The 21,716-nt window shown below is 71.7% G+C and carries 22 protein-coding genes and 1 tRNA gene; 16 read left to right on the forward strand and 7 right to left on the reverse strand.

Features of this window, described 5'->3' with window-relative positions; all coding sequences use genetic code 11:
* Nucleotides 1-96: 96 nt before the first annotated feature.
* The 9 genes from O7631_RS09550 (at nt 97) to O7631_RS09590 (ending at nt 8,432) form a co-directional block, all read left to right on the forward strand.
* Nucleotides 97-825, forward strand: coding sequence for a hypothetical protein (locus tag O7631_RS09550; protein ID WP_278143922.1), 729 nt, complete (start codon nt 97-99; stop codon nt 823-825).
* 198 nt (nt 826-1,023) lie between these two features.
* Entirely contained in the window at nt 1,024-1,710 is a 687-nt protein-coding gene (locus O7631_RS09555) for a dienelactone hydrolase family protein (RefSeq protein WP_278143923.1), read from the forward strand.
* Between the two features lie 19 nt (nt 1,711-1,729).
* Complete coding sequence (locus O7631_RS09560; protein ID WP_278143924.1) at nt 1,730-2,443, forward strand: uracil-DNA glycosylase; 714 nt, start codon at nt 1,730-1,732, stop codon at nt 2,441-2,443.
* A gap of 20 nt (nt 2,444-2,463) precedes the next feature.
* Nucleotides 2,464-3,252: a DUF4129 domain-containing protein gene (locus O7631_RS09565; protein ID WP_278143925.1), complete on the forward strand. Its 789-nt coding sequence runs from the start codon at nt 2,464-2,466 to the stop codon at nt 3,250-3,252.
* Complete coding sequence (locus O7631_RS09570; protein ID WP_278143926.1) at nt 3,249-3,833, forward strand: hypothetical protein; 585 nt, start codon at nt 3,249-3,251, stop codon at nt 3,831-3,833. The genes O7631_RS09565 and O7631_RS09570 overlap by 4 nt, the downstream gene beginning before the upstream one ends.
* Entirely contained in the window at nt 3,833-4,840 is a 1,008-nt protein-coding gene (locus O7631_RS09575) for a MoxR family ATPase (RefSeq protein WP_088986306.1), read from the forward strand. Before O7631_RS09570 ends, O7631_RS09575 begins: the two co-directional genes overlap by 1 nt.
* Nucleotides 4,840-6,270 (forward strand): DUF58 domain-containing protein, encoded by a 1,431-nt coding sequence (locus O7631_RS09580; RefSeq protein WP_278143927.1) that lies wholly within the window; start codon nt 4,840-4,842, stop codon nt 6,268-6,270. The genes O7631_RS09575 and O7631_RS09580 overlap by 1 nt, the downstream gene beginning before the upstream one ends.
* A 164-nt stretch (nt 6,271-6,434) precedes the next feature.
* Nucleotides 6,435-6,998: a hypothetical protein gene (locus tag O7631_RS09585; RefSeq protein ID WP_278143928.1), complete on the forward strand. Its 564-nt coding sequence runs from the start codon at nt 6,435-6,437 to the stop codon at nt 6,996-6,998.
* Between the two features lie 102 nt (nt 6,999-7,100).
* Nucleotides 7,101-8,432: an NAD(P)/FAD-dependent oxidoreductase gene (locus O7631_RS09590; RefSeq protein ID WP_088986303.1), complete on the forward strand. Its 1,332-nt coding sequence runs from the start codon at nt 7,101-7,103 to the stop codon at nt 8,430-8,432.
* Nucleotides 8,433-8,496: 64 nt separating this feature from the next.
* Here the strand turns inward: O7631_RS09590 and O7631_RS09595 are convergent, their stop codons facing one another.
* Nucleotides 8,497-10,353: a hypothetical protein gene (locus tag O7631_RS09595; RefSeq protein ID WP_278143929.1), complete on the reverse strand. Its 1,857-nt coding sequence runs from the start codon at nt 10,351-10,353 to the stop codon at nt 8,497-8,499.
* A gap of 101 nt (nt 10,354-10,454) precedes the next feature.
* Here O7631_RS09595 and O7631_RS09600 point away from each other — a divergent pair.
* From O7631_RS09600 to O7631_RS09615, 4 genes are all read left to right on the forward strand, one after another.
* Nucleotides 10,455-10,535: transfer RNA gene (locus O7631_RS09600), tRNA-Leu, on the forward strand.
* A gap of 107 nt (nt 10,536-10,642) precedes the next feature.
* Nucleotides 10,643-11,458 (forward strand): Bax inhibitor-1/YccA family protein, encoded by an 816-nt coding sequence (locus O7631_RS09605; RefSeq protein WP_269681098.1) that lies wholly within the window; start codon nt 10,643-10,645, stop codon nt 11,456-11,458.
* Nucleotides 11,459-11,597: 139 nt separating this feature from the next.
* A complete protein-coding gene (locus tag O7631_RS09610) occupies nt 11,598-12,356 on the forward strand; it encodes a Bax inhibitor-1/YccA family protein (protein WP_278143930.1) in 759 nt (252 codons plus the stop codon).
* A gap of 118 nt (nt 12,357-12,474) precedes the next feature.
* The gene (locus O7631_RS09615; protein ID WP_269681096.1) at nt 12,475-12,795 is read left to right on the forward strand and encodes a hypothetical protein; all 321 of its coding nucleotides are present in this window, start codon (nt 12,475-12,477) and stop codon (nt 12,793-12,795) included.
* 38 nt (nt 12,796-12,833) lie between these two features.
* Here the strand turns inward: O7631_RS09615 and O7631_RS09620 are convergent, their stop codons facing one another.
* The 3 genes from O7631_RS09620 to O7631_RS09630 form a co-directional block, all read right to left on the reverse strand.
* A complete protein-coding gene (locus tag O7631_RS09620) occupies nt 12,834-14,096 on the reverse strand; it encodes an acetyl-CoA C-acetyltransferase (RefSeq protein WP_278143931.1) in 1,263 nt (420 codons plus the stop codon).
* 77 nt (nt 14,097-14,173) lie between these two features.
* On the reverse strand, nt 14,174-14,986 hold the full coding sequence (locus tag O7631_RS09625) for an SGNH/GDSL hydrolase family protein (RefSeq protein WP_278143932.1): 813 nt from the start codon (nt 14,984-14,986) through the stop codon (nt 14,174-14,176).
* Entirely contained in the window at nt 14,983-16,035 is a 1,053-nt protein-coding gene (locus O7631_RS09630; RefSeq protein ID WP_278143933.1) for an SGNH/GDSL hydrolase family protein, read from the reverse strand. The genes O7631_RS09625 and O7631_RS09630 overlap by 4 nt, the downstream gene beginning before the upstream one ends.
* Before the next feature lie 150 nt (nt 16,036-16,185).
* On the opposite strand from O7631_RS09630, the gene O7631_RS09635 reads away from it, so the two are divergent.
* Entirely contained in the window at nt 16,186-16,542 is a 357-nt protein-coding gene (locus O7631_RS09635) for a YkvA family protein (RefSeq protein WP_269681092.1), read from the forward strand.
* A gap of 71 nt (nt 16,543-16,613) precedes the next feature.
* On the forward strand, nt 16,614-17,984 hold the full coding sequence (locus tag O7631_RS09640; protein ID WP_278143934.1) for a cystathionine beta-synthase: 1,371 nt from the start codon (nt 16,614-16,616) through the stop codon (nt 17,982-17,984).
* A 243-nt stretch (nt 17,985-18,227) separates the two neighbouring features.
* Here O7631_RS09640 and O7631_RS09645 read toward each other — a convergent pair whose 3' ends face one another.
* Nucleotides 18,228-18,737: a GNAT family N-acetyltransferase gene (locus O7631_RS09645; protein WP_278143935.1), complete on the reverse strand. Its 510-nt coding sequence runs from the start codon at nt 18,735-18,737 to the stop codon at nt 18,228-18,230.
* Nucleotides 18,734-19,663 carry a ribonuclease Z gene (locus tag O7631_RS09650; protein ID WP_278143936.1) on the reverse strand — a complete coding sequence of 310 codons (930 nt, stop codon included), beginning with the start codon at nt 19,661-19,663 and terminating at the stop codon, nt 18,734-18,736. Before O7631_RS09650 ends, O7631_RS09645 begins: the two co-directional genes overlap by 4 nt.
* Before the next feature lie 815 nt (nt 19,664-20,478).
* Here O7631_RS09650 and O7631_RS09655 point away from each other — a divergent pair.
* Nucleotides 20,479-20,697, forward strand: a complete 219-nt coding sequence (locus O7631_RS09655; RefSeq protein ID WP_244236286.1) for a GntR family transcriptional regulator — start codon at nt 20,479-20,481, stop codon at nt 20,695-20,697.
* Between the two features lie 320 nt (nt 20,698-21,017).
* Here O7631_RS09655 and msrA read toward each other — a convergent pair whose 3' ends face one another.
* The gene (gene msrA / locus O7631_RS09660; RefSeq protein ID WP_278143937.1) at nt 21,018-21,680 is read right to left on the reverse strand and encodes a peptide-methionine (S)-S-oxide reductase MsrA; all 663 of its coding nucleotides are present in this window, start codon (nt 21,678-21,680) and stop codon (nt 21,018-21,020) included.
* Nucleotides 21,681-21,716: the final 36 nt, after the last annotated feature.

The raw sequence follows: 21,716 nt of genomic DNA on the forward strand, positions 1-21,716 counted from the left end.
GGGAAATAGCTGAACGGACGAGGCGAGCGGGACGGCACCGGAAATCAATGATCGTTACGGTGTCGTCTGCTCATCAACCCCTCGGAAGGAACCACAGTGCCAGAGCAGGTCGCACCCCCCTCCGCGCCCGACGCCGCAGCACCCCAGCCGGCCGTCGAGACGCCGCAGCCGACGCCGGCCGAGCCGGAGACGGCCAAGCCGGCCGGAGCCGAGCCGGATGCGGCCGCGCCGACTACCCCCGCGCCCGATGCGGCCGCGCCGAACACCCCCGCGCCCGATGCGGCCGCGCCGAACACCCCCGCGCCCGACGCGGCCGCGCCGACCACTCCCGCGCCGGATGCGGCCGCGCCGACCACTCCCGCGCCCGACGCGGCCGCGCCGAACACCCCTGCGCCGAACACCCCTGCGCCGGACGCGGCCAAGCCGGAGGCGGAGAAGTCCGGTGGCAAGAAGGCGCTGGGCATCATCGGCGCGATCCTCGCGGTCGTCGTCATCGCCGGTCTGAAGTTCGGCATCGCCTCGGCGATCGGCAACTACTTCAACAAGGACGAGACGGCTGACGCCAAGGTCGGCGACTGCATCGCCGAGCTGCCCGAGGTCACCGGTACGGAGCAGGAGGAGGTCGACGGCGCCAAGGTCGTGTCCTGCACCTCCACCGACGCCGCGTACACGGTGGTCGGTCGGGTGAACGACCAGAGCCAGGCCCAGGCCCAGGCCGGCACCGCCTGCGACCAGTTCTTCAAGGAGGGCGAGGAGGGGTACGTCTTCTCCAGCATCGAGCCGGGCAAGACCGGCTACGTGCTCTGCCTGACCAAGAAGGCCTGACCAGCGAGGAAGACCACCATCGACGGCGGCGGGAGGGATCCCGCCGCCGTTGGCGTACCCGCGGTCACCGGCTAGCGAACAGGAGGTGAATGCCACTGTTCCGGCGTCTTCCCGAGGGCCGCGCGGCGTGGCAGGCTACCGGCACGTAGGACCACTGGGCGACCAGCCAACGATGACTGACCGCTAGGAGGACGGCCCATGGGCGAAATGGTGAGCTACCGCAGCAACGGGGGCACGAGCGAGGGGTATCTCGCGATACCCGCCAGCGGAATGGCCAGCCCTGCCGTCATCGTGATCCAGGAGTGGTGGGGCCTCGTGCCGCACATCCGGTCGGTGGCGGACCGGTTCGCCGAGGCCGGTTTCGTCGCCCTCGCGCCGGACTTCTACCACGGCGAGACGACCAGCGAACCCGACGAGGCGCAGCGCCTCCTGATGGCGATGCGGATGGACGAGGCGGCGAAGGACATCGCCGGCGCGGCCGACTATCTCGCCGGACGGCCGGAGGTCACCGGTAAGGTCGGTGCCGTGGGCTTCTGCGCCGGTGGCAGCCTCGCCCTCTGGTCGGCCACCATCTCCGAGCGGATCGTCGCCACCGCCGGCTTCTACCCCGTGCTGCCGTGGGATTCGATGCGTCCCGACTGGGCCGACTACGCCGGCAAGGCCGCTGTCATCCACTGCTCCGAAGAGGACGGCACCTCGGCCGCCGAGGGCGTGCAGACCGCCCGCCGGGCCATCGAGGAGGCCGGCGGCGACTGCCACCTCTACGACTACCCGGGCACCTCGCACGCTTTCTTCAACGACGACCGGCCGGAGGCGTTCGACCAGCGCGCCGCCTCCACGGCCTTCGCCCGCACCCTGGAACTCTTCCGGGCCAAGCTTGGCTGAGTCGCGTACCCCGGAACAGGTGGTCGCCCGCGCAGCGCGGGCGGCCGACCTGGCCGACCTCGACGCGGGTGTCAGCGACTGTTTTGCCTGCCCCCGTCTGGTCGAGTGGCGGGAGGAGGTGGCCCGCACCCGCCGGGCCGCCTTCCGCGACCAGGAGTACTGGGGTCGGCCGGTGCCCGGCTTCGGCCCCGCCGACGCGCGGATCGCGATCCTCGGGCTGGCACCCGCGGCGCACGGCGGCAACCGCACCGGTCGGATCTTCACCGGCGACCGGTCCGGTGACGTACTGTTCGCCGCGCTGCACCGGGCGGGGCTGGCCAACCAACCGACGAGCGTCGCCGCCGACGACGGGCTCACCCTGCGCGACATCCGGATCTTCTCGGCCGTCCGATGTGCGCCGCCGGACAACAAGCCGACCCCGCAGGAGCGGGACACCTGCGCACCCTGGCTGCACCGTGAGGTCTCGCTGATCCGGCCCACGCTGCGCGTCGTGGTCGCGCTCGGCGCATTCGCCTGGGCTGCGTGGTGGCCGGTGCTGCGTCAGGTGTACGGGCTGCGACCGCCCAGCCCGCGACCGGTGTTCGGTCATGGGGCACACTGGTCCGGCACAGCCGCTCCGGACCTGCTGGGCAGCTACCACGTCAGCCAGCAGAACACCTTCACCGGGCGGTTGACGCCAAAGATGCTGGACGACGTCTTCGACCAGGCTAAACAGCTGGCCGGGGTGGACTGAGAACGCGTGGGGCGGTGGCGATGACAGACGGAACACGCCCACCCGCGCCGTCACCGGCTGCCGAGTCCGGTGCGTTGCGCCCGGCGTTGGGACTGCTTCGCAGGTGGTGGCCGGTCGGCGCGGTCGCCGCGCTGCTGGCCGGTGCCGCGCTGGCGTCCGCCCACTCGTCGCTCGGGACCAGTCGGATCCCACCGGCGGCGGAGAACGTCCCCTGGGTGCCCGAGTACCCGACGGTCGAGCCGTCCCCGTCCATCCCGGTGGAGCCACGCGAGGCCGGCGAGGCCACCCAGGCGCACATACCGCAGTGGATCGGCACTGTGGCGATGGTCCTGCTGGGGCTCGCCATCCTGGCCGCCCTCGGCTACCTGACCTGGGTCCTGATCCGGGGCGCGTTGCGCCGTACCACCCGGACGTTGCCGGCGCAGCGGGCCCGGCGTACCGCCGAGGGCACCGCCCGCGAGGTGGTCGCCGCCCTCGACGCCGGCCTGGTGGAGTTGGACGACCGGGACACCGACCCACGGGTGGCGGTGATCGCCTGCTGGGTGCGCCTGGAGGAGGCCGCCGCGGCGGCCGGCGTGCCACGGCTCACCGGGGACACCCCCACCGACCTGGTCAGCCGGCTGCTGCGCGGAGACCCGGCGGCCGGTGTGCCGGCGATCGTCAGTGCCGACGTGCTGGCCGAGTTCGCGCACGTCTACCGGGAGGCCCGGTATGCCACCCGTCCGGTCGACGAACGCACCCGCGACCAGGCCCGCGCCGCGCTGCGCCGGCTGCGCGGCGAGCTCACCACGGCGGTGACGACGGCATGAGCAGCACCAGCATCGACGACCTGCTCGCGTTCGAGGAGGAGGCGACGCCGTCCGGTCCGCCGGAGCGCCGCTCCCGGCTGGGTCCCGTGCTGCGCGCGCTCGCGGGGGCCGCCGCGCTGGTCGCGGTGCTGCTCGTCGGTCTCCGCGCGGTGGGTCTGCAGATCTCACTGCCGGTACTGATCGCAGGGGTGCTCGCCGTCCTGGCGGTCCGCCGGGTCACCGCCCTGCTCGCGCCGCCACCCCCGCCGCCGGCCGGTCCCCGGTCCGCGCCGGGCGAGGAGGACGGCAGCTACAACTGGGGTGCCCGGGATGCGCTGCGGAGCGCGATCAACCGGTGGGAGTGGCCCCTGGACTGGTCCGCGACCCGACCCGAACGGTTCACCGGGACGGTTCTGCCCCGGATCGGTGAGCTGGCCGACGAGCGGATGCGCCTGAAGCACGGCGTCACCCGGGAGTCGGATCCGGCCCGTGCCCGTGCCCTGCTGGGTGACCGACTGTGGACGTTCCTGGATACCCCGCCTCGCCGCACCCCGTCGCCGCGCGACCTCGCGGTGATCGTCGCCGAACTGGAGAAAATCTGATGAAGGACGTGGACCGGAGCATCGCCCCCGCCGAGGTCGGCCACCTCGCCCGGGCCGTCCTGGATGCGGTCGGCACCGTCGTGGTCGGCAAGCGGGACGCGTTGGAACTGGTCCTCGCCGGCATCCTCGCGGGTGGGCACGTCCTGCTGGAAGACCTTCCCGGGTTGGGTAAGACGCTCACCGCGCGCTCGTTCGCGCAGGCGCTCGGGTTGGACTTCCGCCGGTTGCAGTTCACCCCCGACCTGCTCCCCGCGGACGTCACCGGTTCGTTCCTGTACGACCAGCGCAACGGCGACTTCGCCTTCCGGGCCGGCCCGGTGTTCACCAACCTGCTCCTCGCCGACGAGATCAACCGGACTCCGCCGAAGACCCAGTCCGCGCTGCTGGAGGCGATGCAGGAGAAGCAGGTCTCGGTGGAGGGTGTGACCTACAAGCTGGACGAGCCGTTCCACGTGCTGGCCACCGCCAACCCGATCGAGTACGAGGGCACCTACCCGCTGCCCGAGGCGCAACTGGACCGTTTCCTGCTGCGGGTCTCGTTCGGCTACCCGCACCACGAAGAGGAGTGGGAGGTGCTCCGCCGTCGGATGGGTCGTCGCCGCGAGGAGGCGGACATCAAGGCGGTGGTCGACGCGGCCACGCTGCGGGCCATGCAGGCCGCTCTGGAGGACGTGGTGGTGGAGGACTCCGTCGGCCGGTACATCGTGGCCCTCACTGCGGCCACGCGGGAGCACCCGTCGGTGCTGGTCGGCGCGTCACCGCGCGGTTCGTTGGCGCTGCTGCTGCTGGCTCGGGTGCGTGCCGTCTTCGCCGGACGGGACTACGTGGTGCCGGAGGACGTCAAGGAGGTGGCCGCGCCCGCGCTGGCCCACCGGATCACCCTGCGCCCGGAGATGTGGTTGCGTCGGGTCGACCCGGCGTTCGTGGTCGGCGAGGTGCTGGAGGGCACCCCGGCCCCGGCGAGTGGCGCGCTGCCCAGCTACGCCGCTGGCGGGCCCCAGCGCTGATGACCGCACCGACCGAGTCGAGATCCACCGAGCCGGAACCGGCCGCCGGCTGGGCGCCCACCCCGGCGCTCGGTCGGGCGGTGCTGCTCGCCGGTCTGCTGCTCGTGGCGGGGGTGCTGCTGGGGCGGGTCGACCTGATCGTGCTGGCCGCCCCGTTCGCGCTGGGCACCGCGTACGCGCTGCGTCGACGGCCGACGGCGCTGCCGCAGGTGTGGATCACCACGGGTGACGACGGGCCACTGGTCGAGGGCGGTGCCGCGACGGCGGCCGTCAGCGTCGGCAACCCGGACACCGTCGACTACGACCTGGTGGTGCTGCGTACCCGGGTCTCGCCGTGGCTGCGGATCTTCCGGGCCGGCTTCGCCCGGGACGAGGCCGTCGCCGACGTGCCGCCGACCGGTGGGGAGGGTCCGGCGGTCAGCGGCGCGGGTCGTTCCGTGGCCGACCGGCCGTTCGTGACTTCGGTGCCCGTCGGATCGGCTGTCGACCTGGAGTTGGCCGGGCGTGCCCTGCGTTGGGGCCGACATCCGGTCGGCCCGGCCGGCGCTCGGGTCGCCACGGCAGGGGGCCTGCTGGTTTCCCGCGCGGTGATCGTCGAGCCGGTTCGCGTGCGGGTGTACCCGCGTACCGAGCCGTTCGAGGCGGTGGAGGCGATGCCCCGGGCCGCCGGTCTGGTCGGGGCGCACCATTCGCGGCGGCCCGGTGAGGGCGGCGAACTGGCCGGCGTGCGGGTCTTCGCCCCCGGGGACCGGTTGCGCCGGATCGACTGGCGGGTCTCGCTGCGTGCCCGCCAACTGCACGTGGCCTCCACCCTCTCCGACCGGGACGCCGAGGTGGTGGTGCTGCTCGACGTGCTCGCCGAGGCGGGTCGTTCCGGCGGGGTGAACGGTGCCGCCTCGGTGCTGGACACCACCGTCCGGGCCACCGCCGCGATCGCCGAGCACTACCTGCACCGCGGTGACCGCGTCTCGCTGCTGGAGTACGGGCCGGCAGCCCGCCGGCTCCGTCCGGCGGCCGGACGACGGCAGTACCTGACGGTCCTGGAGTGGCTGCTCGACATCCGCGTCACGTCGTCCTCGCACGAGCCGTACGACCAGGTTTTCGGCCCGCAACTGCTGTCGTCGGACGCGCTGGTGGTGGTCCTCACTCCGCTGCTGGACGAACGCTCCGCGCAGATGCTCGCCCGGTTGGCCCGCGCCGGCCGGTTCGTGGTGGCTGTCGACACGTTGCCGACCGACCTGGCGTCACCGAAGGACCGGGGGTGGGCCGAGGTGGCGTACCGGCTGTGGCGGTTGGATCGTGAGGTCATGATCGGGCAGCTCCGGGAGCACGGCGTACCGGTGGTGCGCTGGGCGGGCGCCGGCAGCCTGGACCTGGTGCTGCGGGATGTGGCGAGGTTGGCGACGGCCCCAAGGGTGGGTGGCCGGTGAGCGCGAGGAGTGAGCTTGCGAGCCCCGCAGTCGCGAACGAAGGGCGGGCTCGGTGAGCGCGAGGAGTGAGCTTGCGAGCCCCGCAGTCGCGAACGAAGGGCGGGCTCGGTGAGCGCGAGGAGTGAGCTTGCGAGCCCCGCAGTCGCTAACGAGCGGAGGCGCAGATGATCGACGCCGTGTCCGGGCGGGTCCGGGCGGTCCAGCACGCTGTCACCCGGATCAGCGTCGCTCCGCTCCTGGTGCGGTGTGCGATCTTCGTCGTCGTGCTTGCCGGGTTCGCCCTCGCCTTTCCCTCGGAGGTGCTTGCCGGGCGACCGATCCTGTTCCTGACGGTTGCCGCGTTGTTGCCCGCCTTCGGCCCGCGTCGGGTCTGGGCGACCTTCACGGCGTTGGTCACCGTCGGCGGCTGGTTGCTCGCCACCGACGGGTACGGCCGCCCTGTTGCCCTCTGGCGGCTGCTCGCCCTCGCCGCCCTGCTCTATCTGGGGCACACCCTGTGCGCGCTGGCCGCGCTGCTCCCGTACGACGCGGTGGTGGACCCCGAACTGATCACTCGGTGGCTGCTGCGCTCGGCGGCGGTCCTGCTGGGCACCGCCGTGCTGGGGGTGCTGTTGTTGCAGGCCGGGGGCTTGGGTGGGGAGACCGGTTATCAGTGGGTGACGGTGCTGGGTCTGCTGCTCGCCGTGGGCACGGCAGCGTTGCTGGGCTGGCTCCTGCGGCGGCGGTGACCGCTGCTACGGGAGGGTTACGCAGGTCACAGGGGTTGTGCTCCGTCACAGATGGGGGGCGCGAGCGGGATTACCTGAGCCGGCCGGGGAAAGATAGACAACGTGAATCCGAAGCGGATCCTTGTGGTTGGTGCCGGGCACGTCGGTCTGTACGCGGCCCTGCGCCTGTCGAAGAAGCTCAGCTCCCGTGAGGCTGAGGTCATGGTGGTGGATCCCCAGCCGCACATGACCTATCAGCCGTTCCTGCCCGAGGCGGCGGCGGGCAACATCTCCCCGCGGCACTCCGTGGTGCCCCTGCGGCGGGAGTTGAAGCGCTGCAAGATGGTGGCCGGCACCGTCACGCGGATCGAGCACGACCGCAAGGTGGCGACCGTGCAGCCGATCAGCGGCCCGGCCCGGGAGATCACCTACGACCACGTGATCGTGGCTCCGGGCTCGGTGTCCCGCACCCTGCCGATCCCCGGCCTGCACGAGCAGGGCATCGGGTTCAAGACCATCGGCGAGGCGATCTACCTGCGCAACCACGTGCTGGACCGGCTCGACGTGGCCGCTGCCACGCCCGATGCGGACGTCCGTCGCGCAGCGCTGACCTTCACCTTCGTCGGCGGTGGGTACGCCGGCATCGAGGCGCTCGCCGAGATGGAGGACATGGCTCGCGACGCCCTGCGCTACTACCCGGAGTTGAAGCAGGACGAGGTTCGTTGGGTGCTGGTCGAGGCCACCCAGCGGGTGCTGCCCGAGGTCGACCGGGACATGGGCGCCTACACCGTCCAGCAGTTGATGAAGCGGAACATGGACATCCGGCTGGACACCCGGCTCGAGTCCTGCGTCGACGGCGTGGTGAAGCTCTCCGACGGTGACAGCTTCCGGTCCGACACGATCGTGTGGACGGCCGGCGTGAAGCCCTCGCCGATGCTGGATTCGACGGACTTCCCGCGTGACGACCGTCGGCGGATCACCTGCCTGCCCACGCTCCAGGTGGTCGACGGCGATCGGGTGGTCGAGGGCGCGTGGAGCGCCGGTGACTGCGCCGCGGTGCCGGACCTGACGAAGGAGCCGGGCAACTTCTGCTCGCCGAGCGCGCAGCACGCGGTGCGCCAGGCCGCCCGGATGGCCGACAACATCGCCGCCGTGATCCGGGGCCGCGAGCCGGTGGACTACAAGCACAAGCACGTCGGCAGCGTCGCGAGCCTCGGCCTGCACAAGGGCGTCGCCCAGGTGTACGGGATCAAGATGACCGGCTGGCCGGCCTGGGTCATGCACCGGACGTACCACATGAGCCGGATCCCGTCGTTCAACCGCAAGGTCCGCGTGGTGGTGGACTGGACGTTGGCGTTCGTCCTCAAGCGTGAGGTGGTCGCCCTGGGGCAGCTGCACGACCCGCGCGAGGAGTTCTCCGAGGCGTCCCAGCCGGTCGGCGCCCCGCGCGTCTGATCAGCAGCTCGCGAAAGGGCCCCTTCCGTCGGAAGGGGCCCTTTCCGCATGCCTGGGCAGACCGTCAGACCCGCCAGACCCAGGCGTCGGCGATTCGGGTGGCCGGGCCGTAGAGCTGTTCCAGGGTCGCCCGCAGGCTGTCCGCGTGCGGGGCGTCGTCGGCCAAGGCCACGCAGGAGGCACCCCAGAACTCGACGTCCCGGGCGGCCTGACGGCGCTGCTCGTCGCCGATGGCCGGTTGGTCGCCGCGTCGGGCGACGTCGGCCAGCAGAGCGGAGGTGGGCTGCTTGAAGGTGCCCATCGCGGCGCTGCCGCCCCGTCCGTACGGCCCGATGAAGAACCCCTCCGGCATACCGAAGGCGGCGTCGGCGGCGGTGGCCCAGCGCATCGGCCAGGGCTCCTTGGGCGTGGGTAGTGGCACCGGGACCAGCACCCCGCCGGGGCGTACGCACTGCCGCCAGTGTCCGCCGGTGACGAATTCCGGCACGGCGGGTCGGTCGGCGGTCGGCAGCGGGGTCGGGAAGATCGGCAGCAGCGCCGCGCCGACGGCCAGGGGCACCAGCCGTCGTGCCCGACCGGCGCTGCGCAGAGCCCGGTCGACCGCCAGCACCAGCAGTGTCGCGATGATCGGCAGCACTGCCAGCGCGAACCGCATCGGCAGCGCGCCGTCCACCACCGGCAGCCCGCTGATCAGCGCGTACGGGCCGGGAATCGCTGTCTTCGTGCCGCCGAGCACCACTTCCGGGCCGAGGGAGAGCGCACCCATCACCAGGCCCGCCACGACGCAGGCGAAGACCAGTCGACGTCGCCCGACCCACATCGCGCTGGCGGCGGCGACCAGCAGCAGGGGCCAACCCAGGAAGGTGTTGTACTCGGCCGGTCCGGTGGTCAGCCGGGCCGACTCGTCGCTGCCGGCGACCGACAGTGGGGAGAGGGTCCACCAGCTGCTCAGGTCGGCGGAGAAGTAGGCCGGCGTGAACATCCCGTCGGCGACTCCCTGCGGGCCGGCGAACTGGAACCACAGCGGGTAGCCGAGCACCAGCAGGGCCAGCCCGGCGGCGATGGCCAGCCCGCCGGCGAAGCCCGGTAGTGCCCGCCGGGCCAGGTCCCGGTCCGCCACGGCGTAGCTGATCGCCATCACCAGCAGGGTGATGGCGGCGAGGAAGAGCACCTCCTCGCCGACGAAGACCTGCGCGGTGACAGCGGCGGCCAGCCCGACAGCGGAGGTGATCATCCGTCGGCGGTCCGGGCCGGCGGTCAGGTCGCGACGCGGACCGTCGGGTGTCGGCCCCGGGTCGGACGCCCGCAGCAGCCGGACCACTAGCCACACGATCACCGGTACCAGCCACTGGGCGGTCATGTGCAGGTGGCTGTTGGTCTGCGAGACCATCCCCGGGCCGAACCCGCACAGAGCCCCGCCGAGCACGGCGGCGAGCCGGCGGGCCCGGAGGGTCCGGTGGAACAGCAGGTACCACGCGAGAGCGGTGCCGGCGAGGTTCGCGGCGGCGAGCAGCGCGAAGGTGACCGGAGCGCCCAGCAGCAGGGTGACCGGCGCGAAGGCGATGCCGAGCGCGATCACCGTGGTGTTGGCCATCAGGTTGACGCCGTCGGGTGCGTTGAGCCGGTCGCTGAGCAGGTCGAAGTCGCCGAGCAGCGCGCGGGCGTCGACAGCGAGGAACCACTCGTAGAGGGCCTGGTCCTCCGGGTTGAGCGACAGGATGCGGCCGGCGGGGTCGGGCCACAGCCCGTGGGTGAGCCAGCCGGCCAGCACGGCCCAGAGCAGAGCGACGAGCACATCGCCCCGGTGTCGGCTGACGGCGGCCAGCAGCCGGGTGGTCCGAGGCCGGCGGTTGACCTGATCGGCGAGGCGGAGGGCCTGCTCAGGGGCCGCGTCGGGGGCCGTGGGGGCTGCGCTGCTCACGACATCGACCCTAATGTGGCCGACCCGTCGGGGTACGCCGGGTCGCCGGAGACCGGCTACGGTGACACTGCACTGTGCGTGTCGGAGCGCCGGTGCCACCCGCCCGGGTGGTGGAAAGGCAGACACGGCCGCCTTAAAAGCGGCTGCCGAAAGGCGTGCGGGTTCGACCCCCGCCCCGGGCACCTGTCACTCAGACGCATTCTCATACGTGATCACCAGGACTTGGCTGCGCCGTTTACTCTTGGAGGGCACGTTCACGTGCAAACGACCCCCTGAGGGAGGCCAGACAGTGAAGACCTCGAACCCGGTGCTCGCCCGGCTCGGCCAAGCGGCCGAGCGGGAGCGCTCCGCCGGGTACGCCCCGGCCGGGCCGTACGGACAGCCCGGCATTCCCCAGCAGTACCCGTCCCAGGCCGGTTACCCGGCCGCGCCCCCCACCGTGGCGCCGATGACCGTCGACGACGTGGTCGTCAAGACGGTCGCCCTCCTCGGCATCCTCGGCATCACCGCTGCGGCCGCCTGGGTGCTCGTGCCCGACGCGCTGGTCGGTACCGCATGGATCGGCGCGGCGGTGGTCGGCCTGGTCCTGGGCTTGATCATCTCGTTCTCCCGGATGGCCAACCCGGCCCTCGTCATCGCGTACGCGGTCGTCGAGGGTGTCTTCGTCGGCATGGTCAGCAAGGCGTTCGAGACGGCGTACGACGGCATCGTGCTCCAGGCCGCCGCAGCCAGCTTCGGCATCTTCTTCCTGATGGCGATGCTCTACAAGGCGAAGGTCATCCGGGCCACCCCGGCGTTCGTCAAGGGCATGATCGCGGTGATGGTCGGTCTCTTCGCCGTCATGATGATCAACCTGGTGCTGGCGCTCTTCGGCGTTAACACCGGTCTGCGCGACGGCAGCCCGCTGGCGATCGGCTTCAGCCTGGTCTGCATCGTCGTCGCCTCGCTGAGCTTCGTGCTCAGCTTCAAGGAGATCGAGGACGGCGTCCGGATGGGCCTGCCGCAGCGCTACTCCTGGGTGGCCGCGTTCGGCATCCTGGTCAGCCTGGTCTGGCTCTACATCGAGATCCTGCGCCTGCTGAGCTACTTCCAGGGCGACGACTGACCTCGTCCGCCCTGCCGAACGGCGCCCGTCCCCGCTCCGGTGGGGGCGGGCGCCGTCGTCGTCCGCGCCGTTTCCCCGCCGCCGCCGGTCCGCCCGGGGCAGAGTGACTGCAAGGGGTACGCGGGTGAAGGAGGCGGCGGTGCGCAGCAACAACCCGGTACTCAACCGGTTGGACGAGGCCGGCCGGGTGGAGGCCCGGGTGCTCGGCTCCCGCGACGTCGAGCCGATGAGCGTCGACGACGTGGTGGTGCGTACCGTCGGGTTGCTCCTCGTTACCGGAGCGTCGGCGGCGGTGTCCTGGGCGGTGATCCCGGACGCGGCGTGGCTGGGTGCCGCGCTGGCCGGCAGCGCGCTCGCCTCGATCGCGTTGGTCCTGGTCATCTCGTTGCGCGCGATCACCAACCCGGTGCCGATCGTCGGCTACGCCGTGCTCCAGGGTCTGCTGCTGGGGGTGGCGAGCCGCGCCTTCGAGCAGGTCTATCCCGGCATCGTGGTGCAGGCGGTGGCCGGCACCTTCGGCGTCTTCCTCGGCATGGCGGCGCTCTACCGGGCCCGGGTGATCCGGGCGACGCCCCGGTTGGCGCGTCTGGTGATCGGCACGCTGCTCGGCATCGCCGTGCTCAGTGTGGTCAACCTGGTGTCGTACCTGATCTCCGGACGGCCAGGGCTGGCGGTCTACAGCGTCAGTGGCGAGGTCGGCTGGTTGCCGTACGTCTTCTCGGTGGTCGCCATCATCGCCGGGGCGTTCAGCTTCATCCTCGACTTCGATCTCGTCGAGCGTTCGGTGCGGGACGGGCGACCCCGCCGGTTCGCGTGGCTGAGCGCGTTCGGCCTGCTCACCGGGTTGGTCTTCCTCTACTGGCAGCTGCTGCGGCTGCTCAGCTACCTGCGCCGCTGACCCGCATGACCGACTCGGTTCCGTAAAGTCGGCGTGTCCGAGCCGCAGTGATGCCCCGATTCCCCGGAGCCCGAGTCGATCTCCGCCGTGGCGTCGGTCGGCCGTAGACTCGGCGGCGATGAGCGCAGCGGAATTGGACAAGGCCGTGACGTTGCTGGTGCGACAGGTCGTGCACTGGCAGCAGCCGCGCTGGGCGGCGGCTGCGACCGCCGGCAACGTGTCCCGCGCCGACCTGGTGCACCGGCTGGTGCAGGAGATCGCCAACCTGGCCGCTGACGCCGAGGGGGAGCCGCGCCGGACGGTGCCCCGGCTCGACAACGACCTGGCCCTACCCGACCAGGTGCGGGTGGTGGTGGCGGACCTGGTGGCCGCCGGTGCCGACGACGAGGTGCTGGCGCGGGCCGCCGCCGAAGTGACGGCGACCCGCAACGCGCTCTGAGGCTTCCTCCGTGATCGGCGGGTGCGGCCAGCGGCGGTTCAGCTCAGGCGTTCGAGCACCATGGCCATGCCCTGGCCACCGCCCACGCACATCGTCTCCAGACCGATGGTCTTGTCGTGCCACTCCAGGGCGTTCAGCAGGGTGCCGGTGATCCGGGCACCGGTCATCCCGAACGGGTGGCCGACGGCGATCGCACCGCCCATGACGTTCAGCTTCTCCTCGGGGATGCCCAACTGGCGGTAGGAGGGGATGACCTGCGCGGCGAACGCCTCGTTGATCTCGACGAGGTCGACGTCGTCGATGGTCATCCCGGCGCGGCGTAGCGCCTGGCGGGACGCCTCCACCGGCCCGAGACCCATGATCTCCGGCGACAGGGCGGTCACACCGGTGGAGACGATCCGGGCCAGCGGGGTGAGCCCGAGTTCCTCGGCCCGCTGGGCGCTCATCACCACCACGGCGGCCGCGCCGTCGTTGAGCGGGCAGCAGTTGCCGGCGGTGATGCGGCCGTCCGGGCGGAACACCGGCTTGAGTCCGGAGACCGCGTCGAGGGTGACGCCGGCACGGGGACCGTCGTCCGTGCTCACCACTGTGCCGTCCGGCGTGGTGACCGGGGTGATCTCCCGGGCCCAGAAACCGTCGGCGATGGCCTTCTCCGCGAGGTTCTGGCTGCGTACGCCGAACTCGTCCATGTCGGCGCGGGTGACGTCGTACACCTGGGCCAGGTTTTCCGCGGTCTGCCCCATGGTCAGGTAGATGTCGGGCAGGTCGCCCGTCTCGCGTGGGTCGGTCCACACCTCCGCGCCGCCCTGCGCGCGCTGCTTGGAGCGCTCGCCGGCCGCACCGAAGCGGGGGTTCTCCCAGCCGCCGCCGACCAGGGCCTGGGCCTCGGAGGGCAGCCCGTCGGAGCTGCCCCGGGCGTAGCTGGACACCATTTCCACGCCGGCGGAGACGAACACGTCGCCCTCACCGGCCCGGATCGCGTGCATCGCCATCCGGGTCGTCTGCAACGACGAGGCGCAGTAGCGGGTCAGCGTGGCACCGGGCACGGTGTCCAGACCGAGCAGCGTCGACACCACCCGGGCCATGTTGAAGCCCTGCTCGCCGCCGGGCAGGCCACACCCGAGGTAGAGGTCGTCGATGGTGGTCGGGTCGAGCGCGGGGATCTTGTCCAGGGCCGCCTGGACGATGGTCGCGGCGAGGTCGTCGGAGCGGACGTCGCGCAGGGACCCCTTGTGCGCCCGGCCGATGGGGGAGCGGGCGGTGGCGACGATGACGGCGTCGCGGGACGACTCAATCGGCATGAACCAACGTTAACCCGCCGGTAACTTGGCGCGGAAGGCGCAGGCGCGGCGGGAAATGTCACCCCCGCCGGGCCGGTCTAGCGCCGGGTGGCGACCGTCGCGGCGGCGGCGACGGCGGGCAGCAGCGCGTGCGCCCAGACCCGGTAGCCGTCGGCGGAGGGGTGGAAGCCGTCGTGGCAGAGCGTCCCCGCGTCGGCCCGGAACACCGGCCCGGTCTCGGTGGCCAGGTCGACCACCGAGCCGCCGGCGTCGAGCACGGCAGTGGTCTGCGCGCGGGCCATCCGCCGGCCGGACCAGCCGACCACCTGGCGCAGCGGAGGGGCGATGGCACGCACCGCGCCGAGATCGGGGCAGGTGCCGACGACCACCTCGACCCGCGCCTCCCGCAGCCGGTGCACCGCCGCTCCGAGGTAGGCCGCCGCGTCGGAGGGCCGGCGCAGCCCGGTGGCGTCGTTGGCGCCGATCAGGATCAGCGCCACGTCCGGCCGCTCACCGAGCAGGGACCGGGCCACTTGGGTGGCCAGGTCGGTCGAGCGGGAACCGGAGACACCGACGCTGGACAGGTGCACCCGCCGGCCGGTCGGGCCCTCCGCGAGCAGGTGTGCCAACTGCCCGCCGATGGTGTCCTCGAGACGGTCGACGCCGACGCCCAGGGCCGACGAGTCACCGAGCAGCACCAGCCGCAGCGGCGGAGCCTCGGCCCGGCCGATCGTGGCCCGCAGGGCCAGCCCCAGCTCCGGCTGGGCGTACCGACGGTGTCGGGCGACGAACGCCTCACCGGCCAGGACGGCAGCGCCCCCCACGGTGCCGGCGAGCAGCGAGAACGCCGCCGCCCGGCCCACCCGGCCGGCGACGCCGGCGGTCACGCCCCGCACTGTGCGCTCGTTCATGCCAGTCCCTCCACTGTCGAGGTGTCCGAGGCGGACCCGTGCTGCGGCGCCGCGCCCACACCGAAGAACGCGCGGCGACGCAGCTGCGCCCACCTGCCCGCCGGCCCTCGGTCGCGGCCCCGGACCCGGGTGGCGCTGACCTCCGTGCCGGCGTGCCGGGCCGCCTCCTGCGCGGCCTCAGGCAGCGACCGTACGCCCTCGCCCCGGGTCGGCGTAACCCGTCTTTCCTGCGCAGCGCCGAGCGCGGACAGCATCGTCGGCAGGAGGGCGGCGGCGGCCATCGCGTAACCCTCGGCGGAGGGATGGAATCGGTCCCAGGCGAACATCCGGGTCGGCTCGGCGGTGAACCGGGGGCCGAGCAGGTCACCGAGGGAGACCGTCCAACCGCCCGCCTCGACCACGGCTACCGTCTGGGCGGCGGCGAGCTGCCGGCTCCACCGGTGCGCCAACCATCGCAACGGCGGTTGGATCGGACGGATCGCGCCCAGGTCGGGGCAGGTGCCGACGACCACCTCGCAGCCGGCGTCGCGGAGGGTGTGCACCGCCTCGACCAGGTATCGCACCGCCAGCCCGCGCGGCGTGCGGTTGGTGATGTCGTTGCCGCCGATGAGGATCACCGCGATGTCGGGTCGGCACTCCAGCGCCGCCTCCACCTGGTGACGGAGCGCCGCCGAGATGGCACCGACCACCGCGAAGCGGTGCAGCCGCACCGGCCGTTGCAGGCGACGGGACAGACCGGTGGCGAGCAGTGCCCCGGGTGTCTCCCGGCGGCGGTGCACCCCGTAGCCGGCCGCCGACGAGTCACCGAGCACGACCATGGTGAGCGCGGGGCCGGGGAACTTCGCGCCGTACATGCCGTCGCAGCGCGGGGGCGGCGCCTCGGCCATCGGGATGGTGCGTCGAGCCTGCCGAGCCTGGCCGAGCAGCACCCCGCCGGTAGCCACCGCGGCCGCCGCTGTGGCACCCGTGCCGATGGCCACCAGGCGGGCCACCCGCCGGGCCTGTCGCCATCTCGCACCAGTGGGTACGACGGAATCAGCCACCCCCATACCGCGACATTATCGCGCCGGGCCGACACGCCGCTGTCGTCGTGACGGCAGCCGGGTGCCTGGAAACCGACGCGACGGGGTATCTGTCCAGGAGAGGCCGGCCGACTTGCGCGGACCCGCCACGCTGATCCGGCGGAGAGGAGCACGACGATGGGGAAGACACTGAAGCGGAGCGCGGCGTTCGCGGCACTGGCGCGGGCACTGGCGTCCGGGGCCCGGGGTGGGCCGTCGTTGGGCACCCGCCTGGCCGCGCTGCCCCGGATGATCCGGGCCACCACCAAGGGGGAGTACGACGGCGGCCTCCGGCTGGCCCTGATGACAGCGGCCACGGCGTACATCGTCTCGCCGATCGACCTGCTCCCGGAGATCCCGCTGGCCATCTTCGGGCTCGCCGACGACGCGGTCATGATCACCTGGTTGGCCGGCAGCGTGCTCGCCGAGACCGACCGCTTCCTGGAGTGGGAAGGCCGCCGCAGCTCCGTCATCCCCGGGGGGCTCGTGCCCTGACGGCACGTACGCTGGGCGCGAGTAAACGTCTGCCCGGCCGCCGTCGCCGGCGCCGCAACGAAGGGCACACCGTGCAGTACTACGACAACGTCGTCGACATGATCGGCAACACCCCGCTGGTACGTCTGCGTAACGTCACCGAGGGCATCCAGGCCACCGTGCTTGCCAAGGTGGAGTACGTCAACCCGGGCGGCTCGGTGAAGGACCGGATCGCGCTGCGGATGGTGGAGGACGCCGAGGCCGCCGGCCTGCTCAAGCCCGGCGGCACCATCGTCGAGCCGACCAGCGGCAACACCGGTGTCGGGCTGGCCCTGGTGGCCCAGCTCAAGGGCTACCGGTGCGTCTTCGTCTGCCCGGACAAGGTCAGCCAGGACAAGCAGGACGTGCTCCGGGCGTACGGCGCCGAGGTGGTGGTCTGCCCGACCGCTGTCGCCCCGGAGGACCCGCGCTCGTACTACAACGTGTCCGACCGGCTGACCCGGGAGATCCCCGGCGCCTGGAAGCCCAACCAGTACAGCAACCCGGCCAACCCGCGCTCGCACTACGAGACCACCGGCCCGGAGCTGTGGAAGCAGACCGAGGGTGGTCTCACCCACTTCGTGGCGGGCGTCGGCACCGGCGGCACGATCTCCGGCATCGGGCGGTACCTCAAGGAGGCGTCCGAGGGTCGGGTCCGCATCATCGGGGCGGACCCGGAGGGTTCGGTCTACTCCGGCGGCACCGGCCGTCCGTACCTGGTGGAGGGCGTCGGCGAGGACTTCTGGCCGGAGACGTACGACCGGGGTGTCGCGGACGAGATCGTCGAGGTCTCCGACAAGGCGTCCTTCGAGATGACCCGGCGGCTGGCCCGCGAGGAGGGGCTGCTGGTCGGCGGCTCCTGCGGGATGGCAGTGGTCGCCGCGCTGGAGGTCGCCCGCAAGGCCGGCCCGGATGACGTGGTGGTGGTGCTGCTGCCGGACGGCGGCCGGGGTTACCTGTCGAAGATCTTCAACGACTCGTGGATGGCCCGGTACGGCTTCCTCGACAACTCGGGCGCGGAGCCGACGGTGGCCGACGCTCTGGCCAGCAAGCCGGGCGGGCTGCCCGAGCTGGTGCACGTGCACCCGACCGAGACGGTTCGCGACGCGATCGACTACATGCGCGAGTACGGCGTCTCGCAGCTGCCGGTGCTGAAGGCCGAGCCGCCGGTGGTGACCGGCGAGGTCGCCGGCTCGATCGCCGAGCGGGACCTGCTCGACGCTCTCTTCACCGGCCAGGCCCACCTGCACGACACGATCGAGCGGCACATGGGCGACCCGCTGCCGATGATCGGTGGTGGTCAGCCGGTGAGCGAGGCGGTCGGGCTGCTGGAGAAGTCCGACGCGGCCCTCGTCCTGGTCGACGGCAAGCCCAAGGGTGTCCTGACCCGCCAGGACCTCCTGGCCCACCTGGGAGCCCACTAGACGAGTACGTTCCGGCCCTGGCCACGGCTGTGGTCACAGCCGTGGCCGGCGGTGACCGTCGGTCACGTTCGCCGGGGGCGGATGCAGCAATGAGCGATATACCTCAGAGTCATACTTATGACTCTGAGGTATATCGCTCAACAGCACATCGACCCGGAAACAAGCCCTGTCTCCGCCACTGCTGTGCCCGCCCGCTGGTGAGGACCGGGCACCCTACGTCGGCCCGCTGCCGGGTCGGGCAGTTCAGAGGGGACGGGTGTAGCGGACCTGCGGGGTGAGGGCCGTGCCGATGTGTTCCTCGCGCTCGATGCCCGTGGACGTCCAGCCGCCGCGCTCGTAGAAGGAGCGGGCGTGGGTGTTGTCCCGGAGCACCCAGAGCACCGCGCGACGCCAACCTCTGGCCCGCATGGCGTCCAGGGCGTCCACCATCAGCGCGCGACCGACGCCCCGGCCCTGCTCGCGCGGGTCGAGGTGGATCGCGTTGAGCAGCCCGGTGGCGGGGTCGTCCTCGTCGTCCGGGCCCAGGTGGCTGAACCCGGCCAGCACCCCGGCCCGCTCGGCCACCGTCATCCGGTGGGTGTCCCGTTCCCAGCCCCACCGTTCGACCCAGTACCGCCCCATCGCCTCCGGTGTCGGGTCGGCCAGGGCTTCGACCGGGAGGAAGGCGGAGTACGCGGCGACCCGGGAGCGCTGGTGCAGGGCACCCACCGCCATCAGGTCGTCGCCGGTCGCGGAGCGGAGCGTGACGGTCACCCGGCCGAGGCTACCCGGCGGGGTGGGAGCTGCACCGTGGTCAGATCCTCCGCGATGATCAGGTCACCGTCGAAGTGCTCGCGTGCCTCGTCGTGGAACCGGCGCGGGTCGGGGTAGCGCTGGGAGAAGTGGGTGAGCACGAGCCGGCGTACCCCGGACTCGGTCGCCACCCGGGCAGCCTGCGCCGCGGTGAGGTGGCCGACCTCGGCGGCGAGCGCGGCCTCCGACTCCAGGAAGGTCGACTCGATGACCAGCAGGTCGGCGTGCTCGGCGAGCGCGTACACCCCGTCGCAGAGGCCGGTGTCCATCACGAACGCGAAGCGCTGCCCGTGCCGGGGTTCGCTGACCTCGTCGCGCGTGACGCGACGCCCGTCGAGGTCCAGGTGGCCGACGCGGATCAGCTCACCGACGGCCGGCCCGGCGATGCCGTACGCGGCCAGCTTCTCCGGCAGCATCCGGTGGCCGTCCGGCTCGACCAGCCGGTAGCCGTACGTCTCGATGGGGTGTCGTAGCCGGCGTGCCTCCAGCGTGCCGCACGACAGGGCGATCCGTTGCCCGTCCGCCTCGATCGGTTCGACCCGCAGTTCGGCGGTCTCGTAGAAGGAGGTCGCGTGCCGCAGCCGGGCGAAGTATTCGGCGCCCCCGGCGGGAAAGTGCACAGCGACCGGGTGCGGCACCCGGTCCAGGGAGAGGCGCTGGATGGTGCCGGGCAGGCCGAGGCAGTGGTCGCCGTGGAAGTGGGTGACGCAGATGCGGGTGAGGTCGCTGGCGGTGACCGTGGTGTGCAGGAGTTGACGCTGGCTGCCCTCACCCGGGTCGAAGAGGATCACCTCGTCGTCCCAGCGCAGCACGTACCCGTTGTGGTTGCGTCGCCGCGTCGGTGCCTGGCTGGCCGTCCCCAGCACCACCAGTTCGCGCATCGACATCGGCGGGCCTCCGGAGATGGAGCGACCCCCGGGGCGCTCCGCGCTCGCGCACGGGCCGGCTGGACTTGGCCGGCACCCCGGGGGTCGGGTGGCTGTCTGGAATTCGCCGCACCGCTGCCACACGGTCTCGACGATGGTGCTGGTGCCCGCCTGTTGGCGGACCGATCACTGTCGAGGACAGCGGCTAGCTGACAGCCACCTCACGAGTCCGATTGCTATACAAGTCTGGACCACCTCCTTTCACGTGTACGGCCACGCTATCGAGTTCTCGCCGCCCTCGGCAACGGATTTCGATCACAGGGCCGAACGGGAATGACTGGCCAGCTCAGCGAAGCGCTCACGGCGGCGATCAGGCGGCGCTACCGGTGCTAGGCCTGGCCGAGGACGAGTCAGCGCAGGCGGCCCCGGTCCAAGCTAGGGTGCCGGGCGTAGCGACGTCCGCGCGCAGCGTTCCTGGTGGTCACCGACGACTTCGGCAATCTCGCCGGGTGTGGTGGCTGTGTCTATCCGTAGCGCCCGCCAGCATTTGCCGCACGTAACTCGGCCGGTGACGACGACGCTCCATGTCGACACCTCTAGCTCAATGGGCACCCGCACCGGCTGATTGCCCTCTGCCCGCGCACTGAACATCGCTACTCCTTGCCATATGAGGGGCGCCCACATGATCGGCGAGACCGGCGGACGCCCCTTGGTGCAGCGACAGGCACCGATCCCAGATCCACTACCCACCGCGCAGATTCGACAGTAGTGCCAGTAGTGCCAGTAGGGCAATGGGTGTAAGTAGTCTCTGCTGTGGGTAGGCGCAGCCTGTGTGCGTGCCGATACCCCACACCGCGCATGAGATCGAAGCTGATCTGCTGCGTCGCATCGGCGCTGGCGAGTTTCCGCGCGGGCAGCGCCTCCCGACGTACGACGCGCTGGCCGATGAATATGGCTCGGCCCGGCGCACTGTGGCGCGCGCCGTCGAGGGGTTGAAAGCGCGGGGGATCGTGGTCGGCGTTCGGGGGTCGGGCGTGTACGTCGCTGAGACGTAGAGAACGCTGCCCGGACTATCGTTGCCCGATGGCAGGCGAGACGCGCGCAGAGCGGCTGACGATCATTTCCGAGGTGAGCCCGGGCGGCGGTGCGCCGCTGGTTTTGCGGCGGCCCGTGCTTGTCCAGCCGGGGCAGCGCTACTAGCTTGACGCGGACGCCTCGGCGCTCATCGTGGAAGACGCGACCGGTGGTAGATGCTCGTCTCCCTGCGCGTACGAGACCGGTCCAGACGCACGACGCTGACGACCACCGCCACCGAAACGAGAACAAGGCCACCGGGTGCGAAACCCAGTGGCCTTGCCAGGTGACGCAATGGTGGTCAGCCGCCGACGCGCGCCACACCGACCGGGCAGCTCAGCCCGTTCGGGCCGTGGTTGCAGTACCCGTTCGGGTTCTTGGTCGGGGCGAGGTACTGCTGGTGGTAGTCCTCGGCGAAGTAGTAGCTGCCGAGCGGGGCGATCTCGGTGGTGATCTCACCCTTGCCGGCCCGCGTCACGATCGGCTGGAACGCGTCCCGGGACGACTCCGCGATGGCCCGCTGCTCGTCGGTGGTCGTGTAGATCGCCGACCGGTACTGGGTGCCCACGTCGTTGCCCTGGCGCATGCCCTGGGTCGGGTCGTGGTTCTCCCAGAAGACCTTCAGCAGGTCCTCATAATTGATCTTGCTGGGGTCGTACACCACCTGGACGACCTCGGCGTGCCCGGTGCGGCCGGAACACGTCTCCTCGTACGTCGGGTTCTTGGTGATGCCACCCGCGTAGCCGGCGGAGGTCGTGTAGACACCGGGCAGCGTCCAGAACAGCCGCTCGGCGCCCCAGAAACAGCCCATACCGAAGACCGCAACCTGGAGGCCCTCCGGGAACGGGCCCTTCAACGGGGTGCCCAGCACCTCGTGGCGGTCAGCGACCGGCATGGCGATCGGACGGCCCGGAAGGGCCTGGTCGGGCGAAACCATCTCGGCGTTCATACGGCGCAAAAACACGTGGGGATCTCCTCTCGTACCTCTCGCAGCGTGCAA

Source organism: Micromonospora sp. WMMD967, from assembly GCF_029626165.1.
GTDB classification, from domain to species: Bacteria; Actinomycetota; Actinomycetes; order Mycobacteriales; family Micromonosporaceae; genus Micromonospora; species Micromonospora taraxaci.